Raw genomic sequence first — 24,936 nt, 5'->3', positions numbered from 1 at the left:
AGGAGCAAATCAATGAACAATTTTACAATAAAAGAAACCCCAATAAAAGATTTAGTAATAATCGAGCCAAAAGTTTTTGGAGATGAAAGAGGATTTTTCATGGAAACTTACAACCAAAAATCCTTTGAGGAATTAGGACTTACAATGAACTTCGTTCAAGACAACCACTCAAAATCCAAAAAAGGCGTTTTACGTGGACTTCACTTCCAGACAAAGCACACTCAAGGAAAATTAATCCATGTTATAAAAGGAAGTGTCTATGATGTAGCAGTTGATTTAAGAAAGGATAGCACAACTTTTGGAAAATGGTACTCAGTAAAACTATCTGCCAAAAACAAATTGATGCTCTACGTTCCAGAGGGCTTTGCACACGGTTTTTTGACACTCGAAGATGAAACAGAGTTTGTTTACAGATGTACAGATTTATATGCCCCTGAATACGACAGCGGGCTTTTATGGAGCGACAAAACTCTAAATATCGACTGGAAATTTGAAGAATTTGGAATAAATCCCAATGAACTGACAATTTCTGAAAAAGACAAAGTTCAACAAAAATTTGATAAAAACAAAAATTATTTTGAATAAAAAAAAAGTAGTTTAAAATTAGCTATTTCTTAACCGAGATAGCTTTTTTTCTTTTACAAAAAAAGACAGAAAAACTTCTTTTCAAAAGTCTTCCCGTCTAATTCACCTATATGCACGCTAATCAAATTAATACTAAACCCCGTTTAAATAACGAAATTATTACAAACTTTTCTAATTAATAAAGTATATAAACCTAATATTTTCAAATAATTAAAATATAATTTTCATTTTTTAATCAGATTCTAGTATAAATAACCTGTCGGAGCATTTTTCTGTGCTGGCAAAACTATCTGAGCATAGAGAGTTTTTTGTCAGTGCAGAAAAATGTTGTAGACTAGCCATAGGTTGTAGGATTTGTGGCAATGAGCAATCCTACAAAAATAAAAAAAATAATTTAATGATTATGAGTTAACTATTAAACAATCCTATTATAAAAATTTATTCCTATTTTTAAATGGGTTTAGTATAAATTATTTTTTCTGATATACCCTTACATAATCAACTTTCATTTCTGTCGGAAAATCCACATCCCCATCTTCTCCAGTTTTTTTGCTCAAAGCTACATTTATCATAATAAAATAAGGCTGTTTAAATGGATTTTGCAACCCTTTCTTGTCCAATTCCTTATAAGAGAATCTTTTATACACTTTATTATTAAATAGCCATTTTATTTCCTTTTCGTCCCATTCCACTGCATAAGTGTTAAAATTAGTCAATTTTTCCCTAGGCCATTTACTTAGTTTATAATCATCTCCATCAAATGTCTCATAAGTATTATCACTTTTTAATACATGAAGCGTCCCTGTAGCACGATCCATTTCATCTCCATAAGTTTCTACTATGTCAATCTCACCTACTGCTGGTTTTCCATCCATAAAAGAATACCCTTCAGGCCATAACCAAAATGCAGGCCAAGTCCCAATTCCTTTAGGCATAGCAGCTCTCATTTCAATTTTTCCATATTGTACATTGTAAAGATTTCTTGTATGAATAGCTCCCGAACTATATAAAATCTTTCTATCTACACCATCTATTTTTACTTTTTTATCTGTCTCTTTCTTCAATGTTATAATCATGTTCCCATTTTCAATTTTAACATTATCTCTTAAATAAAAATGTTTCGCATCAAATCCATACTGATTAACCAAATTTCCATTTTCATCCAAGTAATTTCCTGCATGCCAAGGATTTCCATTTTCCCAATAAGTCCATTTTGTAGTATCTAGCTGATTTCCATTAAATTCATCATTCCAAACCATCTTCCAGTTTTTCCCTGTTACTTTTGAAATAAACTTATTCAATTTATTTTTTTTAAAACTTTTTACTTCAACCTCAGCTTTGCCCACTATTTCATTTTCAATCTTTTGTCGCACATCACTCGCCTTAACCTCTACGTTCTGAAAATTCTCTATTTTCTGATTCTCCGCTGCAGCAAAAATCATGTTACCTGTCAACATAAACAAAACTACCCTTAAAAAAATCTTTTTTTTCATACTTTTCTTATTCTCCTTTTTTTATTATTTTGATACTCACTTGTAAAAGTCCAACATTTTTAATTTTTAGAGTTTTACTTTCTGTTATTTTTTTTAGTATTTTTATAATAAAAGTTCAATAGCATAAGTAAAATCACTCTATTCATTAGTTTCCTTTTACAATCACCTTATGTTTAAATCAAACTAAAAATGAAACAAAACTAAAGTTTAATAATCTAAATCGTTACTTTTTTAGTTTAACTCTAAACTAATTTTACCATATACTCAATTATTTTATACTAATTTTTGCATAAAATCAACTAAATTTTTTTTATTCAAAAAAATTTTAACCTATTTATATTGCCTCGTTAAATCAAACAAACACTAAGTTTAATTAATAAATTTATTAAAAACTTTTTTATTTAGAAATTAACGCTCAATATTTACAAACTAATTACATATAATCCTTACTTTTGAGCTATTAACTAACATAAAAACTTTTAACTGAAATTATAAAAATATTAGTAAATTTAAGAAAGTTTCAAAATATTTTTACAAAAAAAGACAAGAATCCTTTTTAAAGAAAGTTTTCTTGTCTAATTAACAATATTCTTGGAATAATTCACTATTTTGATATTTATAAAAGTTTCATTCATTAACATACTGTGCAATGCTTTATTCCTTTTTGCTTTAAACTCTTATGAAATTTTGCAAAAAAAATGGCGTCCCCGGTTGGACTCGAACCAACGACCCTCTGATTAACAGTCAGATGCTCTAACCGGCTGAGCTACGGAGACACACAAAAGAAAAAAGTTTGGCAACTACCTATTTTCCCGGGACGAATCCAAGTATCGTAGGCGTAAACAGACTTAACTGCCGGGTTCGAAATGTAACCGGGTGTATCCCTGCTGCTAACATCACCAAACTTTAAAAACTAAATTGTCAAGTTAAGACAATGAGAAATAAATAGTAGTAGTAAAAGATTAATTAAAAAGCAGATGTAATATTAGTACCAGTCAGCTGAATGCATTGCTGCACTTACACCTCTGGCCTATCAACCATGTGTTCTCCATGGATACTGCGAATACTCATCTCAAAGTCGGTTTCTCGCTTAGATGCTTTCAGCGATTATCCGTTCCAGACGTGACTACCCAGCCATGCCACTGGCGTGACAACTGGTACATCAGAGGTCTGTCCAACCCGGTCCTCTCGTACTAAGGTCAGATCTTTTCAGTATTCAAGCGCCTGCAGTGGATAGGGACCGAACTGTCTCACGACGTTCTGAACCCAGCTCGCGTGCCTCTTTAATGGGCGAACAGCCCAACCCTTGGGACCTTCTCCAGCCCCAGGATGAGACGAGCCGACATCGAGGTGCCAAACACTTCCGTCGATATGGACTCTTGGGAAGTATCAGCCTGTTATCCCCGGGGTAGCTTTTATCCGTTGAGCGACGGTCCTTCCATACGGAACCGCCGGATCACTAACTCCTACTTTCGTACCTGCTCGACCCGTCAGTCTTGCAGTCAAGCTCCCTTATGCGTTTGCACTCTTAGGCTGATTTCCATCCAGCCTGAGGGAACCTTTGAACGCCTCCGTTACTCTTTGGGAGGCGACCGCCCCAGTCAAACTGCCCATCTAGCACTGTCTCCGTTACCAGATTAGAATTTCAACGGCATATGGTTGGTATTCCAACGACGACTCTGTTAAAACTGACGCCTTAACTTCACAGTCTCCCAACTATCCTATACACACACAGCCAAAACCCAATGCCAAACTACAGTAAAGCTCCACGGGGTCTTTCCGTCCTACTGCAGGTAGTCGGTATCTTCACCGACATTACAACTTCACCAGGTCTCCAGCCAAGACAGCTCCCAAATCATTTCACCATTCGTGCAGGTCGGAACTTACCCGACAAGGAATTTCGCTACCTTAGGACCGTTATAGTTACGGCCGCCGTTCACCGGGGCTTCAATTCGAATCTCTCAATCCTCCTCTTAACCTTCCGGCACTGGGCAGGTGTCAGCCCATATACGTCGCCTTTCAGCTTAGCATAGACCTGTGTTTTTGGTAAACAGTTGCTTGGGACTCTTCACTGCGGCCTGTTTCCCCTTGAGGTGTTTCTCCTCTCAAGTATATCAGGCACCCCTTCTCCCGAAGTTACGGGGCTATTTTGCAGAGTTCCTTAGCTAGAGTTATCCTGTCGGCCTTAAGTTTCTCACTCTGTCCACCTGTGTCGGTTTACAGTACGGGCACTATTTCTCATCGATAGAAGTTTTTCTCGGCAGTGTAGGATCTGTGACTTATGCTAATGCACTTCCCCATCAGGTCTCACATTTAGACACGCGGATTTTCCTGCGTGTCCATGCTACGCCCTTAGAAAGACTATTCCGTCAGTCTTCTCACATACCTTCCTGCGTCACTCCGTCTCTCAAGCGATAATAGTGGTACAGGAATATTAACCTGTTTTCCATTCGCCATCACAATTTTGCTTATGCTTAGGTCCCGACTTCCCCAGGGCGGACAAACCTTCCCCTGGAAACCTTGGACTTCCGGCCGGCGGGATTCTCGCCCGCCTTCTCGCTACTCATTCCTGCATTCTCACTTCTGATACCTCCAGAATGGCCTTACGGCATTCCTTCAACGGCCTACAGAACGCTCTCCTACCAGGCGTGTAAACACGCCTCCGCAGCTTCGGTTTATGTCTTAGCCCCGTTACATCTTCGGCGCAGATACTCTCGACCAGTGAGCTATTACGCACTCTTTTAAGGTATGGCTGCTTCTAAGCCAACCTCCTGGTTGTCTGTGAATATCCACCTCCTTTCCCACTTAGACATAATTAGGGACCTTAGCTGGCGGTCTGGGCTGTTCCCCTCTCGTCCGCGGACCTTGTCATCCGCGGACTCACTCCTGACTATTAATATATGGTATTCGAAGTTTGCTTGATTTCGGTAAGCAGTACGCCCCCTAGACCATACAGAGCTCTACCCCCACATATCTTAACGTCAAGGCTGCACCTAAATGCATTTCGGAGAGAACGAGCTATCTCCTAGTTCGATTGGCTTTTCACCCCTAGACCTGCCTCATCTCCCAACTTTTCAACGGCGGTGAGTTCGGCCCTCCACTGAGTCTTACCTCAGCTTCAGCCTGGACAGGCCTAGATCACTAGGTTTCGCGTCTATGACTAGCGACTTAACGCCCTATTAAGACTCGGTTTCCCTTCGGCTCCACTTTATTAACCTTGCCACTAATCATAACTCGCAGGATGATTAACCAAAATCCACGCAGTCACACATAAAGTGCTCCTACCGTTTGTAAGCACACGGTTTCAAATTCTATTTCACTCCCTTGCTCAGGGTTCTTTTCACCTTTCCCTCACGGTACTCTTCACTATCGGTCAACAACAGTATTTAGCCTTGCGTGATATGGTCCACGCTGATTCACGCCAGATTCCTCGTGCCTGACGCTACTCGGGTGCTTCCAGTCACTATATGTATTTTATGTTCTACAGGACTATCACCTTCTTTGGTTCAGCTTCCCAGCTGATTCTACTTACATACATACAGTTTAAACATTATGACAATCCGTTAATGGAAGTCCCACAACCCCGTGCCAGCAATGCTGTCCGCTTGGCACTGGCACGGTTTAGGCTTTTCCCCGTTCGCTCGCCGCTACTTAGGGAATCGTTTTTACTTTCTTTTCCTCCCGTTACTTAGATGTTTCAGTTCACGGGCTTACCGTTTTCACGCATGTCCTCCAGACATGCAGGTTTTCCCATTCGGAAATCTGGGGATTAACGATTATGTGCATCTTCTCCCAGCTTATCGCAGCTTATCACGTCCTTCATCGGCTGTTGTTGCCTAGGCATCCTCCGTGTGCCCTTATTAGCTTTTTATCCAGAATAACTTTTACTCTAGTTTCATTGTAATCTTTTACCTACTATTCATTTCCCATTGTCCTAAAGACTATAAAGATATACGAAGAAGCAGTGTAATGAATTAACTCCTTAGAAAGGAGGTGATCCATCCGCACCTTCCGGTACGGATACCTTGTTACGACTTCACCCCAATCACTATCCACACCTTAGATGCCTTCCTCCTTACGGTTAGACCGGCAGCTTCAGGTGCAAACAACTCTCGTGGTGTGACGGGCGGTGTGTACAAGACCCGAGAACGTATTCACCGCAGCATTGCTGATCTGCGATTACTAGCGATTCCAGCTTCATGAAGTCGAGTTGCAGACTTCAATCCGAACTTGGACCGGCTTTAAAGATTCGCTTGGCGTTGCCGCTTTGCAGCTCTCTGTACCGGCCATTGTAGCACGTGTGTAGCCCAGATCATAAGGGGCATGATGACTTGACGTCATCCCCACCTTCCTCCTGCTCTTCGCAGGCAGTCTCGCTAGAGTCCCCAACTTAATGATGGTAACTAACGATAGGGGTTGCGCTCGTTGCGGGACTTAACCCAACATCTCACGACACGAGCTGTCGACAGCCATGCACCACCTGTCTCTACGTTCCCGAAGGCACTGCCTGTTCTCACAGGCATTCGTAGGATGTCAAGATCTGGTAAGGTTCCTCGCGTTGCGTCGAATTAAACCACATGCTCCACCGCTTGTGCGGGTCCCCGTCAATTCCTTTGAGTTTCAGCCTTGCGGCCGTACTCCCCAGGCGGATTACTTATCGCATTTGCTTCGGCACGGACACTCTTCATGCCCACACCCAGTAATCATCGTTTACAGCTAGGACTACCAGGGTATCTAATCCTGTTCGCTCCCCTAGCTTTCGCACTTCAGCGTCAGTTGCCGTCCAGTGAACTATCTTCATCATCGGCATTCCTGCACATATCTACGAATTTCACCTCTACTCGTGCAGTTCCGTCCACCTCTCCAGCACTCTAGCCAAACAGTTTCCAGGGCAGGCTTGCGGTTGAGCCGCAAGTTTTCACCCCAGACTTGTCTGGCCGCCTAGATGCCCTTTATGCCCAATAATTCCGGATAACGCTTGCGACATACGTATTACCGCGGCTGCTGGCACGTATTTAGCCGTCGCTTCTTCTGCAGGTACCGTCACTTTCTTCTTCCCTGCTGAAAGCACTTTACAATCCGAAAACCTTCTTCGTGCACACAGAATTGCTGGATCAGGGTTGCCCCCATTGTCCAATATTCCCCACTGCTGCCTCCCGTAGGAGTAAGGGCCGTATCTCAGTCCCCTTGTGGCCGTTCACCCTCTCAGGCCGGCTACCTATCATCGCCTTGGTGAGCCGTTACCTCACCAACAAGCTAATAGGACGCAAAGCTCTCCTGCAGCATCTCTTTTCATTGCCAGGCACATGCGTGCCGGCAATTGTATCAGGTGTTATCAGTCGTTTCCGTCTGTTATCCCTGTCTGCAGGGCAAGTTCTTTACGCGTTACTCACCCGTCCGCCTTGGCTAGGCTGTGCAAGCACAGATTTGCCAAAGACTTGCATGTGTTAAGCATTCTGTCAGCGTTCATCCTGAGCCAGGATCAAACTCTTCATTCAATATATTTTACATATATTTAAATTTCACCTTTATCTTGACGAGAATCTTGTTTTACAACAAGAGCTCTTGACTATTATTTATCTTTTACACATTATTGCTTCTTCTATTCTTATCTTAATTGTCCTGCGACACGATTTTGTATCGACAAGATATATATTATCATAACTGAATTTATTTGTCAACTACTTTTTTTCAAAAAATTTGCGTTTTTTGTAGTGGTGTATTTTATAATCAAGTATAATACTAAAATATATCATAAAATTACATATTAAATTTCTCTCTATTAAAGTAAAATATTTTCTTAACTATAAAACTTAGTTGATAAATAACTACACAAAAAATTAGAAAAAAGTGTCTAATATTTAATAATGATTTTTTTATAACTTTAGTTACGTTTGTTGTACTCAGAAATCAATGAGTTTTATTTAATATCAAAATTTGAAGATAGGATGAAATGTAAGTTTATTTTTCTACTGGAATATACTTAATTTAATAGACTCATTTTAATTTATCAATTTTTCCTTTTAAAACTTAACTAAGAATATGAATCCTTGTTAATTTAATATGTATATTTTTGTTTATAAAAAAATACCTACAATAATTGCAAGTATAACTTGATTAATATAGTGGTGCCTAGAAGAAGATTCGAACTTCCGACCCTACGGGTATGAACCGTATGCTCTAGCCAACTGAGCTATCTAGGCATTTGGTGGCGGGAGCTGGATTTGAACCAACGACCTTCGGGTTATGAGCCCGACGAGCTACCATGCTGCTCTATCCCGCGACAATTAATGTAGTTTATTATTAAGTGGTGCCTCGGGCCGGACTTGAACCGGCACGGGATAAATTCCCACAGGATTTTAAGTCCTGTGCGTCTACCGATTTCGCCACCAAGGCTTAACTTACTTAAAAAGTAAACTTACAGATAATATTATATAGTATTTTTTTGCATTTGTCAACAATTTTTTTAACAGAATATAATAAAAAATGTTCTATGATAATACATATGTAACAAGAGTATACAAAAAATAAAGGTTTTTGAGTTTTATCTTTTTTGATTTTATTTGTTTGAACCTAAATTTTTACTCTGTCAAAGAAATTAAAAGTTTGAAATGTTTGTAATGTTATGATATACTAAAAACATAAATTAAATATAAAAATTAGTTTGGAGGACAACTATAATGAAAAATAAAATTAAAGTAGGCATTTTGACCTTATTATGTATATTTGTAATTGCTTGTGGAAATAATAGTGGGCAAAGTGGGAAAGTTTTGTTTGAATCATCAGATAAAAAAATAAAGGTATATGAAAATGAAGTTAATAATGAACTGGAAAAGGGATTATTTTCTAATGGTCTAACTGCAAAAGATCTTAGTCCTGAACAAATTGCACAGATGAAACAGTCTATTATAAAAAATATTGCTATAAATAGAGCAATTGCTTTGAAAGGAAAAGAGCAAAAACTTAATAATGATAAAAAATATACTGAAAGCCAAAATATTTTACAAGAGCAGTTATTAGCTAATCTAGCTATATTTAATGAACTTAATGAAAAAGCAAAAGTTAGTGATGATGATGCAAAAAATATTTATGATGCAAATGCAGCTAATTTTACACGTCAGGAAGATACTGTGAGATTACAACTCATTGTATTTAACACTTCTGATTCTGCAAAGGCAAATCAAGTATTAAAAGAAGCTGTTGCAAACCCTGCCAATTTTACTGCCTATGCACAAAAATATAATGCAAGTATTCAAGGGGTTACTGAAAATGGTGAAACTCAAGAAATTCCATTGAGTCAATTAGAAAGCCGTTTTGGTCCTTTAAATGAAGCTATTAAAAATGTATCTGCTGGACAAATTGTAAATAACGTAGTTACTGTTGGAAATGATTTATACATTGTAAAAGTTTTAGAAAAAAATACAAAAGGATTGATTCCTTTTGAAAAAGTTAAGGAAGCTATAAAAAGTCAATTAAAAACTCAAAAAAGACAAGCTGAACAACAAAAATTTGTAAAATCTATAACTGACGAATATAAATTGTCAAATATTGATGAAGCAATAAAAAATATTAAATAACTTATTTGTATTTAAAATTAAATAAAAATTATATTTTAAAGTTTAAAATTCAATTTTGAATTATTTTGGATAAGTTTCAGAAAGGAGCTGTTTTAAATAGATATAAAATTTATAGCATCTATTTTTAACAGCTTATTTAATGTAAATATTAAAATAATAAATTCTTAAAAGGAGGTTATTTTGTGAAAATATTAAAATGGCTATTAAGCCTTGTTTTAATAGCTTTGTTCGTACTACTTTGTAGTGTAATGTTTTCCAGTAACATTGTTTCGTATATGACAAAAACTAAACATTCAGAATTTGAGAATGTAAAATTTTCTATAAAAAATAATGAGATGGTTTTTGATAATTTTGTTGTTAATGGAAAAAATTTCGGAAAAGGACGAGCTAATGTTGGAGTTATCGGAACTGGGCTGTTTAAGCTTGTTCCAAAATTGACACTATCTAACTTAAAGCTAGAAGATGTGAATCTGGAGGGTATTTATAACGAAAAAAGTTCTCAGATTGATACTTTTACCGATAAAATAAATTCTCTTACTACTCAGGAAAAAGCTGATAAATCAACAGCCGACTTTATTAAAGAAACAACAACTAAAGTTACAACTTTGACAACTAATACTGATAATTTTATTAATAGTAAATTACGTGAAAATATTGAAAAAGTTAATGTGTTAAAACAGGATTATGTGGGACTTACAGATTTAAAAAGTAAAGCTCAAAAAATTATGGAACTAAATAATGAAATAAAACCTTTGGCAAAATCTATTAATATTGAAAAGGAAAATATTGAAAAAACTATAACTGAAATCGAATTGGAGCGAGATATTGCTCTTACAAATGTTTCTGACAACTTGACTAAACTAGAAAAAGAAATTTCATTAAATGATTTTAACAACATTAATTCCAACAATAGTGTTCAAAATATGAATCTATACATATTTTTGGATAAAGGAAAAGACTTAGAAATTTCATTAAACAGTGCCTTAAAAGCAACTGCTCTTATAAAAGAAATAAAAGATTTAAATGTAAGAATAGCTGATATTGATATCAATGATGGAAAAATCGTTGCTAAAGGTCTAAATGGAGATAATACACAAATTAGTGGAGAAGTTGTGATGGAAAATAATGCAAAGGCATTTATAAAAGGACAAAATAATGGTTATGAAATTACGTATAACAAAGATAATTTTACTTCAAAAACAATGTTTTTTGCTAACAAAATCAGTACAATTATTGAATACTCAAAAAATGATTTACTCGAAGGAAAAATTATAAAATTAGCTTCAGAGCTTGTTCTTGAAAATAACAATTTTAAAAACTTGAATCACACTGTGCTAACTGACGAGGAAAAAACTTTATTGACTCAAAAAATTGAAAACTTGAGAAATAATAATTACCAACAAATTATGGCAAAATATGAAGAAGATAATAAAAATATTGAAACATTAATTGACAATGTGTATGTACAAAAAAACAAACTTGACAAACTTCAAAGAGATTTATTATCGCTAGGAACTATTATTACATTTGAACAACCAACAACTAATACAGCTACAGAAAATACTAATCAAACTAATAATACTTCGATTAATATTTTAAATAATTCAAGTAATAATAATAGCAATGGCAATATGAAAAATACAAACGAAAATCAAAATCCAAATAAAATTAACATTGGAAATAGATAAATTTTTAGAAACTATAATAGGCATACTACAACTGATATGCCTTATTTTTTAAACTTTTATTTGTATAGTAAAACTACTTTAATAATCTTATAGAAAGGAAATATTTATGTTATTAAGTATAAAAAATGTTGAAAAAAAATATAACAATGGGACAAATGCCTTGAAAAATATTTCATTTGACGTAGAAAAAGGTGAATTTATCTCGATTATTGGCCCTTCAGGCTCAGGGAAATCAACATTACTTAGAAGTATGAACAAAATGATTGATATTTCACAAGGTTCAATTTTATTTGAAGATAAAAATATTGAGAATTTGAAAAAAACGGAAATAGAAATTGTAAGACGAGAAATTGGAATGATTTTTCAAAGTTATAATCTTGTGGAAAGGCTTACTGTTATTGAAAATGTGCTTCATGGAAGGCTTGGATATAAATCGGTAATTGCTGGAATATTAGGTATTTATTCAGAGGAAGAGAAAAAGGAAGCTTTTAACTTTCTGGAAAAAGTAAATATGACTAAGTACGCCTATCGAAAATGTAACGAATTATCTGGAGGTCAGAAGCAACGTGTAGGGATTGCAAGGGCAATTATGCAAAAACCAAAACTATTACTTTGTGATGAGCCAATTGCCTCTCTTGATCCTAAAACTGCTGAAAATATAATGGACTATTTAAAAAAAATTGTTTCCGAACTGAAAATTACGTGTATTGTGAATCTTCATCAAGTTGATATTGCCAAAAAATATTCTGACAGGATCATTGCCTTGAATAAAGGCGAGAAAATTTTTGACGATAAAACAGAACGGCTTACAGATGATATGATCGAATTTATTTATAAAGATGAAGAAAATACTTGATAAGGAGGTTTTATGAAGTTAAGTAAAAAAGATATTTTTAAGCAAAGATTTTACTCTAAAATTATATTTATATCAGCAATTATTCTAATTTATACAATATCCTCCATTATTGCAGGCTTCCAGAATGGGATGGCATTTTCTTCAATTCCAGCTGGAATCTTTTGGCTTTTACAAAAATTTATCCCTACACAAAATGCTTTGCAGTATTTTCCAGAAATTATGGATTCCGTAATAAAAACAGTTTTACTTGCCATAACTTCCACAACGATTTCCGCAACTTTTGCACTATTTCTTGCAATAATCGGATCTAATTCAACTGGAATAAATATTTTTACAAAAATTATAACAAAGATAATTGCTTCTTTTTTTAGAAATATTCCAATTGTAGCATGGGCGTTAATACTTGTATTTTCCTTTAAGCAAAGTCAATTTACAGGATTTCTTGCACTATTTTTGATAACATTTGGATATTTAACACGTGCCTTTTCCGAAACAATTGACGAGGTGGCAAGTGATATAATTGAAGCACTAAAATCAGTGGGAGCCTCCTATTTTCAGATAATATTCTGCGGAGTTATCCCAAGCGTTTCCTCACAGCTCCTGTCTTGGCTTCTGTTCTTTATTGAAACTGGCGTGCGGGAATCTACACTGGTTGGTATTTTAACAGGAACTGGAATAGGATTCACATTTAACCTGTATTACAAAAGTTTTAGGTATGATGCCGCTGGACTCGTAATTTTAACAGTTACGGTTATTGTAATTGGAATAGAAATTCTGTCTAACAAACTTAGAAAAGAAATGATGTAAAACGAATTAACAGAAGGAAGGTGAATTTTCTTTTGGAAAAAATAAAGATAAGAAAACTTACAAAATCAAAAATTTATTTATACGCAACTTTATTCCTATTGTCAATTATTACAATTTATACATTGATTACAATGGATTTTGGCAATGTAAATATCGCTGAAGCTGCTGACCATTTTTTTAAAGATTTGAAAACAATGTTCTTTTCTCCAAAATTATCAGATAGATACACCTATAGCCAAGTTTTTCAAAGCCTTATGGTAACAATTGCTTTAGCAGCTTTAACAACAATTATAGGTTCTTTTATAGCTCTATTTCTATCTTTCTTTGCAGCGCAAAATTTATCAAGCAAATATGTTTCTAAAATTATAAAATTAGGCATAACATTTTTCCGTGCTATTCCAACAATATTATGGGTTATGGTATTTTCAGTCGTTGCAAATGTTGGTGTAGAAGCGGCAATTATAGGAATGACTTTTCACAGCGTTGCTTACCTTGTAAAAGCCTATTCTGAAAGCATAGAAGAAATTGACAACGGAATTATCGAAGCTCTTAGAGCAACAGGTGCTTCATTCTGGAAAGTTATTTTTCAGGCTGTATTGCCAAGTACAAGCACTTCTCTTCTATCATGGACATTCATCCGTTTTGAAATCAATTTTACAAATGCTGTTCTTGTTGGAGCTGCTGCAGGTGCAGGTGGAATTGGATACGATATGTTTATGTCGGGAAGCATGTATTTTGATATACGAGAAATTGGGATATTTGTATATCTGATATTTGGTGTTGCAATTATATTGGAACTTATTTCATATTTATTAAGAAAAAAATATTTGAAAAATTAACTACTACATTTTAATAACTATTATTTTTTAGTAATTTTTTTAGAAATGTTGTGAGATAATACATATGTGACAAGAATATACATTTGAAATTATCAATAGAATAAATATTATTATGCAAGGGAATCAAAACACCCTTGTTCAAACAAAAAAAGCACACATTTAGTGTGCTTTTAAAATTATATTTTAATTATTAAATTTTTATTTTTAACGATTTCTTTTGTTTATAAAACCTTTCATTTGCTTAACTGCCAAGTAAGAATCTATTTGTAATAGTAATTCTACTGCAGTTCCAACTAAGATTAGTAAACTTGTTCCTCCAAGCATAACTGGAAGTTTTAAGATATACCCAAACCATATATTTGGCATAATTCCCAATAATGATAAAAATATCGCACTTCCAAATGTTACTCTTGTTGCAACTTTTTCCAAATAATCAGCAGTTTCTTTTCCAGCTCTTACCGTTGGAATTGTTCCTCCGCTTTGCTTCAAATCATCAGACACTTTGTCTGGATCAAAAGCAATAGTAAGTGTGTAGAAAAATGAAAATACTGTAATTAATATTGCAAATAATAATAAATATAAAACTCCTTTTGGCTCAAACTGAGCTGCTAAAAAGTTTTTTAAATCTCCAGTTTTCATCATTGAAACTAAAAACGGTGGGGCTGCCATTAATACTGATGCAAAGATTATTGGCATTACTCCAGACATATTTATTTTTAATGGTAAATACGTTCTTTTTCCAACTGTACTTTGTCCCCCGCCAAATCCAAGACTACCTTTTCCTGCATATTGAATAGGTATTCTTCTTTCAGCAAGCTGTACAATTACCATTAGTGCAATAAATACCACAAATGCTACAATTGATAATCCTAATAGAACTTTTCCCATTCCGCTAGGTAATCCAGTAAACATAGCACTAATAACAGACGGAAGTCCTGCAACAATATTTAAGAAAATCAACATTGACGTACCATTTCCAATACCTCTTATTGAAATTCTTTCAGAAATCCACATTAAGAATGAAGTTCCACCTGTAATTAGAACTACTGTACTAAGTATGAATTTTGGACCTGGTTCCAATACTAATCCTTGATTTTGCATTAAAACTGCAATTCCAAATGATTGAATTATTGCCAATACAATTGTTACATATCTTGACCATTGAGTTATTTTATCTCTTTCTTTTCCACCTTCTTTTTGCATTTCATCTATTTTAGGGAAAATAACTCCTAATAATTGAAATACGATGGAAGCATTAATATATGGGACAATTCCCAACGCAAAAATTGAAGCTCTTTCAACAGCTCCACCCGAAAATAAGTTTAAAAATTGAGCAATTGCATTTCCCTGCTGGAAATTTTTAAAAGCCTCTGTATTAATTCCCGGAACTGCTATATGAATTCCAACTCTTGCAACCATTATCATAAGTAATGTAAATGTTACTCTTTTTTCTAGTTCGGGTATATTAAAAATAGCTTTTACCCTGCTTGTTACTGCTTCAGCTAGAGTCAATTCTATCACTCCTTTAGTGTATGAAGAAAAAGCAAGATATTAAATCTTACTTATTCCCATCTTCTTTTTTATTATTTCCTGCTTTAGCTGAATATGATTTTACTTCTAATAATTCTACATTTCCTCCAGCTTTTTCAATTAATTCTTTAGCTGTTTTAGAAACTTTGTGTGCTTTTACAGTTAGTTTTTTATTAACTTCTGCATTCCCTATGATTTTTAACAAACTTGTAAAATCTTTTTCCTTTACATATGATTCAATATTTACATTTAAATATTCTCTTACAGCTCTTCTACCTTTTGTATTTCTTAAAGCTTCATCCGAATATTTTGTTATAAATTTAGGGTTTTTAACTATTCCATTTTCAACTAATGTTTGTAAACTAACTACATCTCCATCATTAAATCTTTCAACAATGTCAGCCAATGTAATTACTATTATATCTTTTTTAAACGGTGCATTAGAAAATCCTCTTTTAGGAATTCTTCTAATAATAGGCATTTGTCCACCCTCAAATATAGGTGATACATATGAACCTGATCTTTGTTTTTGTCCATTGTGACCTTTACCAGCAGTTTTTCCCCAACCAGTTCCGTGTCCTCTCCCTACTCTTCTTCTTTCTCTTTTCGATCCAGCAGCAGGTCTTAATTCATTAAGATTCATCTATTCTAAACCTCCTCTACTTTAAGTAAATAAGAAACTAATTTAATTTTTCCTTCTATATCAGCAGTTTTGTTATGAACTGCGCTTTGACTGATTTTTCTTAATCCAAGTGATTTTACAGTCGCAACATGATTAGGTTTTCTTCCATTAATTCCTTTTACAAGCGTTACTTTTACTTTAGACATTAATTTTACCTCCTAACCTTATTATCCTAAAATTTCTTCAACTGATTTTCCTCTAAGTCTTGCTACATCTTCAAGAGAACGCAATTGTTTTAATCCTTCTAAAGTTGCTCTTGCAACATTATCTTTAGTTTTTGAACCTCTAATTTTTGTAAGTACATCTTTTACACCTGCTAGCTCTAATAATTCCCTAGTTGCTGAACCAGCGATAACTCCTGTCCCTTTTGAAGCTGGTTTCAATAATACAGAAGTTGCATTATATTTACCAATTTGCTCATGTGGCAATGTTCCACCTTTTAATGAAACAGTTACTAAGTTTTTCTTAGCATTTGCAATAGCTTTTCTGATTGCATCAGGTACTCCATTAGCTTTTCCTAAACCGATACCTACTTTTCCTTTTTCATCTCCAACAGCTGCTAATACTGAGAACGAAATTCTTCTTCCTCCTTTAACAGTTTTAGAAACTCTGCTTATTCTTAAAAGTCTTTCTTTATATTCACTTTCTCTTTCTCTGTTATCTCTATCTCTAGCCAAAATAAATCCTCCTTATCTTTAGAATTTTAATCCTGCTTCTCTCGCAGCATCTGCAACAGCTTTAACTCTTCCTGTGTAAACGTATCCTCCTCTGTCGAATACAACAGTAGTAATCCCTTTATCTAATGCTTTTTTAGCAATTCTTTCTCCTATTTGTTTAGCTGCTTCGATATTTGAACCTTTTTCAATTTTTGCACCTTTTTCAATAGTTGATGCAGAAACTAAAGTATTTCCTGTTGTATCATCAATTACTTGAACGAAGATATTTTGTAAACTTCTATACACAGCAAGTCTAGGTCTTTCAGCAGTTCCAACGATTTTTTTTCTAATACTTCTATGTTTTTTTTGTCTTAATTTATTTCTATCAAGTTTTTTTACCATTAAAATCTACCTCCTATCCTTTCTTACCTTCTTTTCTTCTAATTACTTCATCAGCGTATTTAACACCTTTTCCTTTATATGGTTCAGGTGGACGTTTAGCTCTGATGTTTGCAGCAACTTGTCCAACTAATTGTTTGTCAATTCCTTCAACAGAAATTTTAGTATTTCCTTCAACTTTGAAAGTAATTCCTTCTACTGCTTCAACTTCAACTGGATGTGAATATCCTAAAGATAATGTTAATCCTTTTCCACTAGCTTGTACTCTATATCCTACTCCAACTAATTCTAATCCTCTAGTAAATCCTTCACTTACTCCAACAATCATATTGTTTAAGTTTGCTCTTGTTGTTCCATGAAGAGCTCTGATATTTGGTAAATCATTTGGTCTTTCAAATGTAATTTCGTTACCATCAATATTTACTTTAATTTCACTGCTTAATTCTCTTACTAATTGTCCTTTTGGCCCTTTTACAGTAAAAGTGTTCCCATCCTGCTTAACTTCAACACCAGCAGGTATAGTTATAGGTTTTTTACCTATTCTTGACATTGTTTATCCTCCTAATTTATAAAATGCGTAAATTACCACACGTAGCAAAGAACTTCTCCACCAACGTTATGCTTTCTGCATTCCTTGTCTGTAATAACACCTTGTGGTGTTGAGACAATGGCAATTCCTAATCCACCTAATACTTTAGGTAAATTTTCTACAGATGTGTAAACTCTTCTTCCAGGTTTTGAAATCCTTTTCAATCCTTTAATTACAGCTTCTCCATCTACAGTTTTTAAAGAAACAACTATATTTTTTATAGCTCCTTCTTCTTTAATTTCGTAACCGTTTATATATCCTTCATTTTTTAATATATTTGCTATACTTTCTTTAATTCTTGAAAATGGTACTGCAACTTGTGCATGTTTAGCCATGTTTCCGTTTCTGATTCTAGTAAGCATATCAGCAATAGGATCTGTTAAATACATTAATTCTTCCTCCTCTCAAAATTACCAACTTGATTTTTTTACTCCAGGGATAACTCCCTCTCCTGCTAATTGTCTGAACATAACTCTTGAAATACCAAATTCTCTCATATATCCTCTTGGTCTTCCGTTAATTTGACATCTATTTCTAACTCTTGTAGGCGAAGCATTTCTTGGTAATTTAGATAATTCTAAAATTGCTTCTCTATCACCTTTTTTAGCTCTTGCTTTTAATTCAGCTCTTTTAGCTGCATATTTATCAACTGTTTTTTCTCTTTTTAAGTTTCTTTCAACCATTGCTTTTTTAGCCATTGATTAAATTACACCTCCTTCAAAATAATACTATTTTGCAAACGGCATTCCGAATGCTTTTAATAAAGCTCTTCCTTGCTCATCATTTTGTGCTGTAGATACAATTGTAATTCCTAATCCGAAGATTTTATCTACTTTATCAATTTCGATTTCAGGGAATACGATTTGTTCTTTTAATCCTAATGTATAGTTTCCTCTTCCATCAAATCCTTTAGGTGAAACACCTTCAAAATCTCTTACCCTTGGTAATGTGATACTGATTAATCTGTCTAGGAATTCATACATTTTTTCTTTTCTTAATGTAACTTTTGCTCCGATTTTTTGTCCTTCTCTTAATTTAAATCCAGCTTCTGATTTTCTAGCAGCTCTTGCTACAGGCTGTTGTCCTGTAATTTGTGCTAATTCAGCAATAGCCGTATCTATTAATTTAGGATTGCTTACTGCTTCTCCAATCCCCATATTCACTACTATTTTATCAAGTTTTGGCACTTGCATAACATTAGATAAATTTAATTCTTTCAATAATGATGAAACTATTTCATCTTTGTATAATTTTTGTAATCTTGGAATATATTTTTCAGCCATTTATTACATCCTCCTCTCTAAAATATTATATTTCGTTACCAGATACAACTGATATTCTTACTTTTTTTCCATCTCTTATTTCTTTTCTTACTCTTGTAGGTTTTCCTGCTCCTTCATCCCAAAGCATTACTTTAGATGAGAAGATTGGCATTTCTCTTTCTACAACTTCGCCTTGTGGGTTCATTGCATTAGGTTTAATATGTCTTTTTTTGATATTTACACCCTCAACAATTATTTTTCCAGTTTTAGGGAATACTTTTAATACTTTTCCAATTTTTCCTTTATCTCCAGTTTGTGTACTGTTTTCATTACGTAACAAATCTTTTGATCTACCACTAATTACAATAACTGTATCTCCAGTTTTAACATGCAATCTTCTAGGTACTGATTTTAAGTTTGGTTTAGCCACGTTTAACTCTCCTTCCTATAATACTTCTGGTGCTAGAGAAACTATTTTCATAAAGTTTTTCGCTCTTAATTCTCTTGCTACAGGTCCAAAAATTCTTGTCCCTCTTACTTCTAATGCCGTATTCAAAATAACTGCCGCATTGTCATCAAATTTTATATATGAACCATCTGCTCTTTTTAATTCTTTTCTTGTTCTAACGATTACAGCTTTAACTACATCACCTTTTTTAACGTTTCCGTTTGGTATAGCTTCTTTTACAGTTGCTACTACGATGTCTCCAATTTTACCGAATCTTCTTCTTGATCCACCTAATACTCTAATAACCATGATTTTTTTAGCTCCAGTGTTATCAGCAACATTAAGCATCGATTGTTGTTGAACCATTTAAAATTTCCTCCTCTCAAATATTAACTCACACTATTTTCTTCTTATTTTAATATAGAAAATAAAACATCAAGCAATTTTCTTAATAAGATCAAATTATTTAGCTCTTTCTAAGATTGTAACAACTCTCCATCTTTTATCTTTACTTAATGGTCTAGTTTCCATAATTTGCACTTTATCTCCGATTCCACAATCATTGTTTTCATCGTGTGCTTTATATTTTTTAGAAGTTTTTACTCTCTTTTTATAAAGTTTATGTAATTTCATTGTTTCTTCAATAACAACTACAGTTTTATCCATTTTATTAGAAACAACAATTCCTTCTCTTACTTTTCTTTCGTTTCTTTTATTTTCCACTCTTGATCCTCCTATTTACCAGTTTTTTCAGTTACAACAGTTTTTAGTCTTGCTATTGTTCTTTTAACATCTCGTATTTTAGCAGTGTTTTGTAATTGTCCAAGAGTTTTTTGAAATTTTAAATTAAACAATTCTTGTTTCAATTCATTTACTTTAACTTCCAATTCTTCCAATGATAATTCTCTAATTTCGTTAATTGTCATTACTTATCACCACCTACTTCTTCTTTTCTAACAAATTTAACTTTTATAGGTAGTTTATGTCCAGCTTTTCTTAATGCTTCTTTGGCTTTCTCTTCTGATACTCCACCAACTTCAAACATTATTTTATTCTTTTTAACTACTGCTACCCAACCTTCTGCATTACCTTTACCTTTACCCATTCTTGTTCCTTCAGGTCTTTTTGTATAAGGTTTATCAGGGAATATTCTAATCCAAATTTTACCTTCTCTTTTAAACGTTCTGTTGATTGTTACCCTACAAGCCTCAATTTGTCTTGAAGTAATCCAACCAAATTCTTTAGCGGCAAGTCCAAATTCACCAAAATCAACTTTATTTCCTTTAGTTGCTACGCCACCCATTTTTCCTCTGAACTGTTTTCTATATTTCGTTCTTTTAGGTATTAACATATTATTCGTTTTCTCCTTCCTTTGTAGTAGAAAGAACTTCACCATTAAATATCCATACTTTTAATCCTAAAGCACCGTATGTAGTGTGTGCAGTAGCTGTTGCATAATCAACATCTGCTCTTAAAGTATGTAGTGGTACTCTTCCTGAAAGTGTCCATTCACTTCTTGCAATTTCGGCACCATTCAATCTTCCCGATACCATAACTTTAATTCCTTTAATCCCAGCTTTTTCTGCTCTTTGAATAGCTTGTTGAACTGCTCTTTTATAAGCAACCCTTTTTTCAATTGCAGTTGCAATACTTTCTGCTACTAATTGAGCGTCTTTATTAGGATTTTTGATTTCTTGTACTTTAATTTGTACTCTTTTACCAGTTAATTTTTCCAATTTCACTTTTAAAGCTTCAATTTCTTGACCTTTTCTTCCGATTAAGATTCCAGCTTTTCCAGTTTCTATGATAACTGCTACTTCTGTAGGTGATGTTCTTTCTATTTGAATAGAAGAAATCCCTGCGTGGTAATAGTTTTTCTTAACATATTCTTTTATTTTTAAATCTTCGTGAAAGTTGTTTACGTATTCTTTTCCCTCAGCGAACCATTTTGAATCCCAAGTTCTTGTGATTCCTAATCTTATCCCCCTAGGATCTACTTTTTGTCCCACAGACTTACCTCCTTATTTGTCTAAATTAATCTTCTCTTTCATCAACTTCTACTGTGATATGAGCTGTTGGTTTTCTAATAACATCAGCTCTTCCCATTGCTCTTGGGCTGATTCTTTTTAGTACAGGTCCTTTATCAATTAATATTTTTGAAATAAATAATTTATCAGGATCCATGTTGTTATTATGTTCAGCGTTTGCAATTGCTGATCTTAATGTTTTTTCTATGTATAATGCTGCTTTTTTATTTGTAAATTTTAAAATGTTCAATGCTTGCAATGCATTTTTCCCTCTTACAATATCAGCAACTAATCTTGCTTTTTGAGGGCTTAATCTTTGGTATTTCAATTTAGCTACTACTGCCATTCAAAGTCCTCTCCTTTCATCAATGTATGTATATCGGTTATTTTAATTATTTTTTACCTTTTTTAGCGTCTTTTCCATGTCCATAGAAAGTTCTAGTTGGTGCAAATTCACCTAATTTATGTCCAACCATTTCCTCAGTTACATATACAGGTATATGTTTTTTACCGTTATATACAGCAAAAGTATGTCCAATAAATTGAGGGAATATAGTTGATCTTCTAGACCATGTTTTAATAACTTGTTTTTTACCTCCTAATGCTTCTATTTTTTCTAATAAATATGCATCAACAAAAGGTCCTTTTTTTAATGAACGAGCCATTCTTTCCTCCTTATTTCATTTTTTAAATCGAGAAATGTTACTCAATACATCTCATTTTAATATTCAATTCAATGTATCAAGCAATATTTTTACATTCAGCCAAACTGTTATTTAGATATGTTATCTGTTTGCTTGACTGGCACAGTCCATTTCTGCGTTTTTCATTTAAAAATCGTGTTGTCAATATTGACATTGACTTTATTTTTAAACTACTATTTTTTTCTTCCTCTAACGATGAATTTATCACTAAGTTTTTTACCTCTAGTTTTCTTACCAAGTGTAGGTTTCCCCCAAGGTGTAACTGGTGATTTTCTACCAATTGGAGATCTTCCTTCTCCTCCTCCGTGCGGGTGATCCACAGGGTTCATTACAGATCCTCTAACATGAGGTTTTCTTCCTAAGTGTCTATTTCTTCCAGCTTTTCCTAATGATACTAATGAATGTTCAGAATTTCCTACTGATCCGATTGTAGCCATACATTCTTTATGAATAAGTCTTAATTCTCCAGATGGTAACTCCACGTGGCAGTAAGTTCCTTCTTTTGCAACAAGTCTTGCAGCTGTTCCTGCTGATCTTGCTAACTGTCCACCTTTACCAGGCATCAATTCAACATTGTGAATAACTGTCCCTACTGGTAAGTCTTTTAATTTTAACGCATTTCCAGGTTTGATATCTGCACCTTCTCCTGCTAATACGATGTCACCTTTTTTAAGTCCATTTGGAGCTAAAATATATCTTTTTTCTCCATCAACATAGTGCAGCAATGCAATATTTGCAGTTCTATTTGGATCATACTCAAGAGTTGCAACTTTTGCAGGCACTCCAATTTTATTTCTTTTCCAGTCGATTACTCTATATAATCTTTTATGTCCTTTATGTCTGTTTCTACCTGTTCTGTGTCCATAGTTGTCAATTCCATAAGATGAATTTAATGGTTCAACTAAAGATTTCTCAGGTCTTACTTTATCTAAGTCCTTATTAACTAATATCGACATATGCCGTGTCCCACTAGTCATCGGTTTTAATTTTTTTATTGGCATAACTTATGTTCCCTCTCTTCCTATTTCTCTTTTTATTTGTATAATTATTCAAATAATTTCTATAATTTTACATAACTTATCTATTATAGCATTTTTACTAAATAATTTCCACAAAAAAATATAGTTATTTTTACTTTTTCTAAAAATTATTTTTCGGGGAAATCCCCGAGAAATAGATGTTATGATTCTTGTAATTTGTTTTATCCTTCGTAAGCCGCAATAGATTCTCCATCTTTCAACTTAACAATTGCTTTTTTGATAGCAGCTGTTTTATACATTGACATTCTGAATCTTTTGTTTTTTGGTTTAATGTTTAAAGTATTTACACCTTGAACTTTTACATTGAACAGTTTTTCAACTGCATCTTTAATTTGAAGTTTGTTTGCTCTTCTATCTACTATGAAAACATATTCATTGTTTTCCAATAAATTTCTTGCTTTTTCTGTATTAATTACAGGTTTTTTGATAATATCAGTAATATGCATTATGCTAGCACCTCCTCGATAGTTGCAAGAGCTTCTTTAGTTAAGATTACTTTATCTTGTTTGATTAACCAGTAGATGCTTAAATCTCTTGTATTAATTGCTGCAACTTTTTCAATATTTCTAGTTGATAAATATAAGAAATAATCTCTATCTATATTATCAGTATCATCATTTGTTATATATAATTGTTTTACACCATCAAAGTTTAATGCTTTTGCAAAATCAATGAATGTTTTTGTTTTTGGTGTTTCCAATGTGAAATCATCTAATACGATTACATTTCCTTCACTAATTTTTGTTGCTAAAGCTGATTTTAAAGCTAATTTTCTAACTTTTTTATTTACTTTTTTAGCATAGTTTCTTGGTTTTGGTCCGTGAACTACTCCTCCACCTACCATGTGTGGTGCTCTTGTAGATCCTTGTCTAGCTCTTCCTGTTCCTTTTTGTCTAAAAGGTTTTCTTCCTCCACCTCTTACTTCTGCTCTTGTTTTTGTTGAGGCAGATCCTTGTCTAGCTTCAGCTAATTCTGCTACTAAAACTTCGTGCATTACGTGTTTATTTGGTTCGATTCCAAATACGTCATTATTTACTTCAATAGTTCCTGCTTGTGAACCGTCTAATTTATATATATTTAAAACTGGCATGTTATCCTCCTCTCTTTCCTATTAATATTTCTTTACCGATTTTTTGATAACTAAGTAACCGTTTTTTGGTCCTGGAACAGCACCTTTTACTAATAAAAGACTGTTTTCTACATCGTATTTGATAACTTGTAAGTTTTGAACTGTTACTTTTTCAGCTCCAAGTCTTCCAGCCATTTTTTTACCTTTTGGCACATTACTGTTTGATGCGGCTCCTCCTGCATTAGAACCTCCAAGTCTATGGTTTCTTGAAACCCCGTGTGAAGCTCTGTTTCCACCAAAGTTATGTCTTTTCATAACCCCTGCAGTTCCTTTACCTTTTGAAGTTCCAGAAATATCAACAAATTCGATACCTTCTAATACATCTACTTTGATTTCTTGTCCTAATGCAAAGTCAGCTGGGTTAGTTACTTTAAATTCTTTAAGAAAACTTTTTGGAGTAACTCCTGCTTTTTTAAATATTCCTAATTCAGGTTTTGTTGTGTTTTTTTCTTTTTTATCTCCGTATGCTAACGTGATAGCGTTGTATCCTTCTTTTTCTTCAGTTTTTATTTGTGTAACGAAGTTAGTTCCTGCTTCAATTACTGTTACTGGAATTAATTTTTCATCTTCGAAAATTTGAGTCATTCCGATTTTTTTTCCTAATATCATTTTTTATTTTTCCTCC

At 33.8% G+C, this 24,936-nt stretch carries 28 protein-coding genes, 4 tRNA genes and 3 rRNA genes; 6 read left to right on the top strand and 29 right to left on the bottom strand.

The features are described from left to right. Positions 1-12: 12 nt before the first annotated feature. Positions 13-585, top strand: coding sequence for a dTDP-4-dehydrorhamnose 3,5-epimerase (gene rfbC / locus QU666_RS01320; RefSeq protein ID WP_021768577.1), 573 nt, complete (start codon positions 13-15; stop codon positions 583-585). A gap of 470 nt (positions 586-1,055) precedes the next feature. Here rfbC and QU666_RS01315 read toward each other — a convergent pair whose 3' ends face one another. The 8 genes from QU666_RS01315 to QU666_RS01280 all read right to left on the bottom strand — a co-directional run bounded on the left by QU666_RS01315 (position 1,056) and on the right by QU666_RS01280 (position 8,474). Then, positions 1,056-2,078: a family 16 glycosylhydrolase gene (locus QU666_RS01315; RefSeq protein WP_021768575.1), complete on the bottom strand. Its 1,023-nt coding sequence runs from the start codon at positions 2,076-2,078 to the stop codon at positions 1,056-1,058. 699 nt (positions 2,079-2,777) lie between these two features. After that, positions 2,778-2,854: transfer RNA gene (locus tag QU666_RS01310), tRNA-Asn, on the bottom strand. Positions 2,855-2,869: 15 nt separating this feature from the next. Then, positions 2,870-2,982: ribosomal RNA gene (gene rrf, locus QU666_RS01305) — 5S ribosomal RNA — on the bottom strand. A 61-nt stretch (positions 2,983-3,043) separates the two neighbouring features. Beyond that, positions 3,044-5,949, bottom strand: a 23S ribosomal RNA gene (locus QU666_RS01300). A gap of 115 nt (positions 5,950-6,064) precedes the next feature. Then, positions 6,065-7,576: ribosomal RNA gene (locus QU666_RS01295) — 16S ribosomal RNA — on the bottom strand. The 16S, 23S and 5S rRNA genes sit together here with 1 tRNA gene alongside, the layout of an rRNA operon. A gap of 628 nt (positions 7,577-8,204) precedes the next feature. Continuing rightward, positions 8,205-8,281: transfer RNA gene (locus QU666_RS01290), tRNA-Met, on the bottom strand. 3 nt (positions 8,282-8,284) lie between these two features. Next, positions 8,285-8,361, bottom strand: a tRNA-Met gene (locus QU666_RS01285). A 25-nt stretch (positions 8,362-8,386) separates the two neighbouring features. Next, positions 8,387-8,474: transfer RNA gene (locus QU666_RS01280), tRNA-Leu, on the bottom strand. Between the two features lie 284 nt (positions 8,475-8,758). Between QU666_RS01280 and QU666_RS01275 the strand changes: the two genes are divergently transcribed. The 5 genes from QU666_RS01275 (at position 8,759) to QU666_RS01255 (ending at position 13,845) form a co-directional block, all read left to right on the top strand. Next, positions 8,759-9,655 (top strand): peptidyl-prolyl cis-trans isomerase, encoded by an 897-nt coding sequence (locus QU666_RS01275; protein ID WP_021768826.1) that lies wholly within the window; start codon positions 8,759-8,761, stop codon positions 9,653-9,655. Between the two features lie 182 nt (positions 9,656-9,837). Then, entirely contained in the window at positions 9,838-11,343 is a 1,506-nt protein-coding gene (locus QU666_RS01270) for a hypothetical protein (protein WP_036070401.1), read from the top strand. 106 nt (positions 11,344-11,449) lie between these two features. Then, positions 11,450-12,199: a phosphonate ABC transporter ATP-binding protein gene (phnC, locus tag QU666_RS01265; protein WP_021768824.1), complete on the top strand. Its 750-nt coding sequence runs from the start codon at positions 11,450-11,452 to the stop codon at positions 12,197-12,199. Positions 12,200-12,211: 12 nt separating this feature from the next. Continuing rightward, the gene (locus QU666_RS01260; protein WP_021768823.1) at positions 12,212-13,006 is read left to right on the top strand and encodes an ABC transporter permease; all 795 of its coding nucleotides are present in this window, start codon (positions 12,212-12,214) and stop codon (positions 13,004-13,006) included. 32 nt (positions 13,007-13,038) lie between these two features. After that, positions 13,039-13,845, top strand: coding sequence for an ABC transporter permease (locus QU666_RS01255; RefSeq protein ID WP_232218417.1), 807 nt, complete (start codon positions 13,039-13,041; stop codon positions 13,843-13,845). A gap of 204 nt (positions 13,846-14,049) precedes the next feature. On the opposite strand, the gene secY is transcribed toward QU666_RS01255, so the two are convergent. The 21 genes from secY to rplC form a co-directional block, all read right to left on the bottom strand. Next, entirely contained in the window at positions 14,050-15,357 is a 1,308-nt protein-coding gene (gene secY / locus QU666_RS01250) for a preprotein translocase subunit SecY (protein WP_036070397.1), read from the bottom strand. A gap of 46 nt (positions 15,358-15,403) precedes the next feature. Further along, positions 15,404-16,018 carry a 50S ribosomal protein L15 gene (gene rplO / locus QU666_RS01245; protein WP_021768820.1) on the bottom strand — a complete coding sequence of 205 codons (615 nt, stop codon included), beginning with the start codon at positions 16,016-16,018 and terminating at the stop codon, positions 15,404-15,406. A 5-nt stretch (positions 16,019-16,023) separates the two neighbouring features. Beyond that, positions 16,024-16,203, bottom strand: a complete 180-nt coding sequence (rpmD, locus tag QU666_RS01240) for a 50S ribosomal protein L30 (RefSeq protein WP_006806072.1) — start codon at positions 16,201-16,203, stop codon at positions 16,024-16,026. 21 nt (positions 16,204-16,224) lie between these two features. Further along, positions 16,225-16,734: a 30S ribosomal protein S5 gene (gene rpsE, locus QU666_RS01235; protein ID WP_021768819.1), complete on the bottom strand. Its 510-nt coding sequence runs from the start codon at positions 16,732-16,734 to the stop codon at positions 16,225-16,227. 18 nt (positions 16,735-16,752) lie between these two features. Next, positions 16,753-17,115: a 50S ribosomal protein L18 gene (gene rplR / locus QU666_RS01230; RefSeq protein WP_006806074.1), complete on the bottom strand. Its 363-nt coding sequence runs from the start codon at positions 17,113-17,115 to the stop codon at positions 16,753-16,755. Between the two features lie 13 nt (positions 17,116-17,128). Beyond that, positions 17,129-17,662, bottom strand: coding sequence for a 50S ribosomal protein L6 (rplF, locus tag QU666_RS01225; RefSeq protein WP_006806075.1), 534 nt, complete (start codon positions 17,660-17,662; stop codon positions 17,129-17,131). Positions 17,663-17,694: 32 nt separating this feature from the next. Beyond that, complete coding sequence (gene rpsH, locus QU666_RS01220) at positions 17,695-18,090, bottom strand: 30S ribosomal protein S8 (protein WP_006806076.1); 396 nt, start codon at positions 18,088-18,090, stop codon at positions 17,695-17,697. A gap of 21 nt (positions 18,091-18,111) precedes the next feature. Continuing rightward, positions 18,112-18,399, bottom strand: coding sequence for a 30S ribosomal protein S14 (gene rpsN, locus QU666_RS01215; protein WP_006806077.1), 288 nt, complete (start codon positions 18,397-18,399; stop codon positions 18,112-18,114). Between the two features lie 30 nt (positions 18,400-18,429). Then, positions 18,430-18,984, bottom strand: a complete 555-nt coding sequence (gene rplE, locus QU666_RS01210) for a 50S ribosomal protein L5 (RefSeq protein WP_021768818.1) — start codon at positions 18,982-18,984, stop codon at positions 18,430-18,432. Positions 18,985-19,009: 25 nt separating this feature from the next. Further along, positions 19,010-19,393 (bottom strand): 50S ribosomal protein L24, encoded by a 384-nt coding sequence (rplX, locus tag QU666_RS01205; protein WP_021768817.1) that lies wholly within the window; start codon positions 19,391-19,393, stop codon positions 19,010-19,012. Between the two features lie 15 nt (positions 19,394-19,408). Then, on the bottom strand, positions 19,409-19,777 hold the full coding sequence (rplN, locus tag QU666_RS01200; protein ID WP_012806357.1) for a 50S ribosomal protein L14: 369 nt from the start codon (positions 19,775-19,777) through the stop codon (positions 19,409-19,411). A 96-nt stretch (positions 19,778-19,873) separates the two neighbouring features. Further along, positions 19,874-20,077: a 30S ribosomal protein S17 gene (gene rpsQ, locus QU666_RS01195; protein WP_231284815.1), complete on the bottom strand. Its 204-nt coding sequence runs from the start codon at positions 20,075-20,077 to the stop codon at positions 19,874-19,876. Between the two features lie 68 nt (positions 20,078-20,145). Beyond that, positions 20,146-20,337, bottom strand: coding sequence for a 50S ribosomal protein L29 (gene rpmC / locus QU666_RS01190; protein WP_006806082.1), 192 nt, complete (start codon positions 20,335-20,337; stop codon positions 20,146-20,148). Next, positions 20,337-20,762: a 50S ribosomal protein L16 gene (gene rplP / locus QU666_RS01185; RefSeq protein WP_006806083.1), complete on the bottom strand. Its 426-nt coding sequence runs from the start codon at positions 20,760-20,762 to the stop codon at positions 20,337-20,339. Before rplP ends, rpmC begins: the two co-directional genes overlap by 1 nt. Before the next feature lies 1 nt (position 20,763). Beyond that, positions 20,764-21,420, bottom strand: a complete 657-nt coding sequence (gene rpsC / locus QU666_RS01180) for a 30S ribosomal protein S3 (RefSeq protein WP_006806084.1) — start codon at positions 21,418-21,420, stop codon at positions 20,764-20,766. Between the two features lie 25 nt (positions 21,421-21,445). Next, the gene (gene rplV, locus QU666_RS01175) at positions 21,446-21,784 is read right to left on the bottom strand and encodes a 50S ribosomal protein L22 (RefSeq protein WP_006806085.1); all 339 of its coding nucleotides are present in this window, start codon (positions 21,782-21,784) and stop codon (positions 21,446-21,448) included. Positions 21,785-21,830: 46 nt separating this feature from the next. Next, positions 21,831-22,103, bottom strand: a complete 273-nt coding sequence (gene rpsS, locus QU666_RS01170) for a 30S ribosomal protein S19 (RefSeq protein ID WP_006806086.1) — start codon at positions 22,101-22,103, stop codon at positions 21,831-21,833. Positions 22,104-22,315: 212 nt separating this feature from the next. Further along, positions 22,316-23,143 carry a 50S ribosomal protein L2 gene (rplB, locus tag QU666_RS01165; protein ID WP_021768816.1) on the bottom strand — a complete coding sequence of 276 codons (828 nt, stop codon included), beginning with the start codon at positions 23,141-23,143 and terminating at the stop codon, positions 22,316-22,318. Positions 23,144-23,343: 200 nt separating this feature from the next. Further along, positions 23,344-23,628 carry a 50S ribosomal protein L23 gene (gene rplW, locus QU666_RS01160; protein WP_006806088.1) on the bottom strand — a complete coding sequence of 95 codons (285 nt, stop codon included), beginning with the start codon at positions 23,626-23,628 and terminating at the stop codon, positions 23,344-23,346. After that, on the bottom strand, positions 23,628-24,272 hold the full coding sequence (gene rplD, locus QU666_RS01155) for a 50S ribosomal protein L4 (RefSeq protein WP_021768815.1): 645 nt from the start codon (positions 24,270-24,272) through the stop codon (positions 23,628-23,630). The genes rplW and rplD overlap by 1 nt, the downstream gene beginning before the upstream one ends. A gap of 21 nt (positions 24,273-24,293) precedes the next feature. After that, positions 24,294-24,920, bottom strand: coding sequence for a 50S ribosomal protein L3 (gene rplC, locus QU666_RS01150; protein WP_021768814.1), 627 nt, complete (start codon positions 24,918-24,920; stop codon positions 24,294-24,296). Positions 24,921-24,936 lie beyond the last annotated feature (16 nt).

It is taken from the genome of Leptotrichia sp. HMT-225, assembly GCF_030644325.1.
In the GTDB taxonomy this organism is placed as follows: Bacteria; Fusobacteriota; Fusobacteriia; order Fusobacteriales; family Leptotrichiaceae; genus Leptotrichia; species Leptotrichia massiliensis.
The sequence above is the reverse complement of the archived record's forward strand: the minus strand, read 5'-3'. Positions and strand labels throughout refer to the sequence as shown.

What these genes read in the sequence shown, in the direction of transcription:
- rfbC (WP_021768577.1), top strand. Translation starts at nt 13, where the DNA reads ATGAACAATTTTACAATAAAAGAAACCCCAATAAAAGATTTAGTAATA.
- QU666_RS01315 (WP_021768575.1), bottom strand. Translation starts at nt 2,078, where the DNA reads ATGAAAAAAAAGATTTTTTTAAGGGTAGTTTTGTTTATGTTGACAGGT.
- QU666_RS01275 (WP_021768826.1), top strand. Translation starts at nt 8,759, where the DNA reads ATGAAAAATAAAATTAAAGTAGGCATTTTGACCTTATTATGTATATTT.
- phnC (WP_021768824.1), top strand. Translation starts at nt 11,450, where the DNA reads ATGTTATTAAGTATAAAAAATGTTGAAAAAAAATATAACAATGGGACA.
- QU666_RS01260 (WP_021768823.1), top strand. Translation starts at nt 12,212, where the DNA reads ATGAAGTTAAGTAAAAAAGATATTTTTAAGCAAAGATTTTACTCTAAA.
- rplO (WP_021768820.1), bottom strand. Translation starts at nt 16,018, where the DNA reads ATGAATCTTAATGAATTAAGACCTGCTGCTGGATCGAAAAGAGAAAGA.
- rpmD (WP_006806072.1), bottom strand. Translation starts at nt 16,203, where the DNA reads ATGTCTAAAGTAAAAGTAACGCTTGTAAAAGGAATTAATGGAAGAAAA.
- rplR (WP_006806074.1), bottom strand. Translation starts at nt 17,115, where the DNA reads ATGGTAAAAAAACTTGATAGAAATAAATTAAGACAAAAAAAACATAGA.
- rplF (WP_006806075.1), bottom strand. Translation starts at nt 17,662, where the DNA reads ATGTCAAGAATAGGTAAAAAACCTATAACTATACCTGCTGGTGTTGAA.
- rpsH (WP_006806076.1), bottom strand. Translation starts at nt 18,090, where the DNA reads ATGTATTTAACAGATCCTATTGCTGATATGCTTACTAGAATCAGAAAC.
- rpsN (WP_006806077.1), bottom strand. Translation starts at nt 18,399, where the DNA reads ATGGCTAAAAAAGCAATGGTTGAAAGAAACTTAAAAAGAGAAAAAACA.
- rplE (WP_021768818.1), bottom strand. Translation starts at nt 18,984, where the DNA reads ATGGCTGAAAAATATATTCCAAGATTACAAAAATTATACAAAGATGAA.
- rplN (WP_012806357.1), bottom strand. Translation starts at nt 19,777, where the DNA reads ATGGTTCAACAACAATCGATGCTTAATGTTGCTGATAACACTGGAGCT.
- rpsQ (WP_231284815.1), bottom strand. Translation starts at nt 20,077, where the DNA reads ATGGATAAAACTGTAGTTGTTATTGAAGAAACAATGAAATTACATAAA.
- rpmC (WP_006806082.1), bottom strand. Translation starts at nt 20,337, where the DNA reads ATGACAATTAACGAAATTAGAGAATTATCATTGGAAGAATTGGAAGTT.
- rplP (WP_006806083.1), bottom strand. Translation starts at nt 20,762, where the DNA reads ATGTTAATACCTAAAAGAACGAAATATAGAAAACAGTTCAGAGGAAAA.
- rplV (WP_006806085.1), bottom strand. Translation starts at nt 21,784, where the DNA reads ATGGCAGTAGTAGCTAAATTGAAATACCAAAGATTAAGCCCTCAAAAA.
- rpsS (WP_006806086.1), bottom strand. Translation starts at nt 22,103, where the DNA reads ATGGCTCGTTCATTAAAAAAAGGACCTTTTGTTGATGCATATTTATTA.
- rplB (WP_021768816.1), bottom strand. Translation starts at nt 23,143, where the DNA reads ATGCCAATAAAAAAATTAAAACCGATGACTAGTGGGACACGGCATATG.
- rplW (WP_006806088.1), bottom strand. Translation starts at nt 23,628, where the DNA reads ATGCATATTACTGATATTATCAAAAAACCTGTAATTAATACAGAAAAA.
- rplD (WP_021768815.1), bottom strand. Translation starts at nt 24,272, where the DNA reads ATGCCAGTTTTAAATATATATAAATTAGACGGTTCACAAGCAGGAACT.
- rplC (WP_021768814.1), bottom strand. Translation starts at nt 24,920, where the DNA reads ATGATATTAGGAAAAAAAATCGGAATGACTCAAATTTTCGAAGATGAA.